Below are 2,673 nucleotides of genomic sequence, written 5' to 3'. Positions count from 1 at the left end.
ATCCAGTTCCGTCCGTTCGTGGTCTGAGCAGGGCGACGGGACGCCGTCCGATCGCTGACCGGCGCCCGATTACATTTCGTTACAGTTCGCGCAATCGACCGCCAATTTCTGCTGCAACGCAGCAGTTGGCGGAGACGGTATGCGCCTCGTCCTGACGTAAACCCCTGCTTTTGTTCACGTTTGGTGAAAGCGTGTGATGCGTAATGACACAAACCGACACGCGCTTTTTACAGAGCATTAACCAACGAGACTACTATCGGGTCATCGGCTCGGTCATGGACCTGCCGATTCCTTCGACGCCCGTTTTGGCGTCCTTTGCACGACCCGAGAGAGAGAGCTCGTCATGACTTCACGCACCACCGCACTGGGGCAGGCCATCCGCTACGCCCTGGCAACCACCGCGACGCTGGCTGCGCTGCCGGCGTTCGCCCAGAGCAGCAGCACCGCTTCGCCGACCAACCTGGACCGCATCGAGATCACCGGTTCCCGTATCCGCCAGGTGGACGTTGAAACGGCGCAGCCGGTGCTGGCCCTGAGCCGTACCGATATCGAACGCCAGGGCTTCAGCTCCGTTGCCGACATCCTGCAGAACGTGACCGCGATGGGCAGCCCGGCGATCAGCCGCGCAAACGCGCTGAGCTCGGGCGAAAACACCGGCGGCACCTACATCGACATGCGCAACCTGGGCGCGCAGCGCACCCTGGTGCTGGTCAACGGCAAGCGTCTGGGCATCAGCACCTCGGGCCTGCAGGACGTGTCCTCGCTGCCGGTGTCGGCGGTAGAGCGTATCGAAGTGCTGAAGGATGGCGCTTCGGCCATCTACGGTTCCGATGCGATGGCCGGCGTGGTCAACATCATCACCCGTTCCAACGTCAACGGCGTGACCGCCAACGTCTACCACGGCCAGTACAGCGAAGGTGACGGCGCACGCGATCGTTTCGACGTAGTGGGTGGCTGGAGCAACGACCGCGTGTCGCTGACGCTTGCGCTGGAACACTCCGAAGAAAAGAGCGTGTGGGCACGCGACCGCTGGTTCAGCAAGTACGGTACCAGCGACCACAACCCCAATGACCCCTCCAACTGGACCACGCTGAGCCAGTACGGCCAGATCACCGGCCTGAAGGGTCGCCCGGGCTGCACCGATACCAGGCTGGGCTGCGGCTACTCGCTCAACCGCGGTGCCGACCCGACCAACCCGGCSAAYTACCACYTSACCGATSCGACSSCGTTCACCGGTGACGTCAGCAATGCCAACGACCAGATGCACGTCATGTACCCGATCAAGCGTGATTCGGTGTACTTCGATGGCCGCTTCAAGCTGACCGATGACATCAACCTGCGCACGGAGTTCGGCTACAACAAGCGTTCTTCCGAGCGCCAGATCGCCGGCTACCCGACCCAGTCCAGCTCGGTGTCGATTCCCAACGACCCGAACGCCACTGGCCAGATGTCCAGGGACAGCTACTTCAACCCGTTCGGCAGCCAGCACGGCTACRCCAACCCGACTGCAGTGTCCTGGAACCGCCGCACCTGGGAAGTGCCGCGCGTGAGCACCAGCGAACTGAAGACCTATCGTGCGGTGGTGTCGCTGGATGGCACCTTCGAGATCGGCCAGCGCTACTTCGACTGGGACGTGGGCTACCAGTACAACCGCAACGAGCTGACCGCCACCGCCACCGGCAACCTGCACAAGAAGCGCGTGCGTGATGCCGTGGGCCCGTCGTTCCCACCAAGAACGCGTTCGCCAATCTGTCGGGCAGCATCATGACCCTGCCGGCCGGCGACCTGGGCTTTGCCTTCGGCGTCGAAAGCCGCAAGGAAGATGGCCAGTACACGCCTGACGCGCTGGCCCAGACCGGTGCCACCACCAACCTGGCCGCTGGTCCGACCGGTGGCAGCTACACCGTGAAGGAAGCGTACCTGGAGCTCAACGTGCCGATCCTGGCCGACCTGCCGGGCGCCAAGGAACTGAGCTTCAGCGCCGCAACGCGTTTCTCCGAGTACAACACCTTCGGCAACACCCTCAACAGCAAGTTCGGCTTCAAGTGGAAGCCGATCGACCAGCTGCTGGTCCGCGGCACCTGGGCCGAAGGTTTCCGTGCACCGACCATCAGTGACCTGTACGGTGGCGGTTCGGAAACCTTCGCCCAGTTCAGCGACCCGTGCGACACCGTGTTCGGCGCTTCCAGGAACAGTGCTGAAGTCCGCGCACGTTGCGCTCGCGACATCGCCGACGCCGGCAACTTCCGTCAGCTGCGGCAGGGCAATACGCCGGTGACCACCGCGCAGGACGCAACGCCGACGCCGTTCGTGTCCGGTTCCAACCCGCAGCTGACCCCGGAAACCTCGACCAGCAAGACGCTGGGCCTGGTGTGGAGCCCGACCTTCGTCAGCAACCTCAACGTTGCGCTGGACTGGTGGAAGATCCGCATTGACAACACCATTGTCGATGACAGCCCGAACCAGATCCTCACCGACTGCTACGAGCAGGGTATCGAAGCGCGTTGCGGCCGCTTCACCCGTGATGCGGCCACCGGCATCGTCACYGGCCTGAAGTTCGGCAACCGCAAYGCCGGCTTCGCCGAGACCGAAGGCTACGACCTGGATGTCAGCTACCGCGTGGATACCAGCTACGGCAAGCTGAGCGCTGGCTGGACCAGCACCTACGTCAGC

At 63.4% G+C, this 2,673-nt stretch carries 1 pseudogene; it reads left to right on the top strand.

Annotated elements, in window-relative coordinates:
- Positions 1-343: 343 nt before the first annotated feature.
- Positions 344-2,673, top strand: a pseudogene (locus AC1VAN_RS20495) (TonB-dependent receptor plug domain-containing protein); the annotation flags it as partial.

Source organism: Stenotrophomonas sp. 05L44_2 (genome assembly GCF_056665995.1).
The sequence above is the reverse complement of the archived record's forward strand: the minus strand, read 5'-3'. Positions and strand labels throughout refer to the sequence as shown.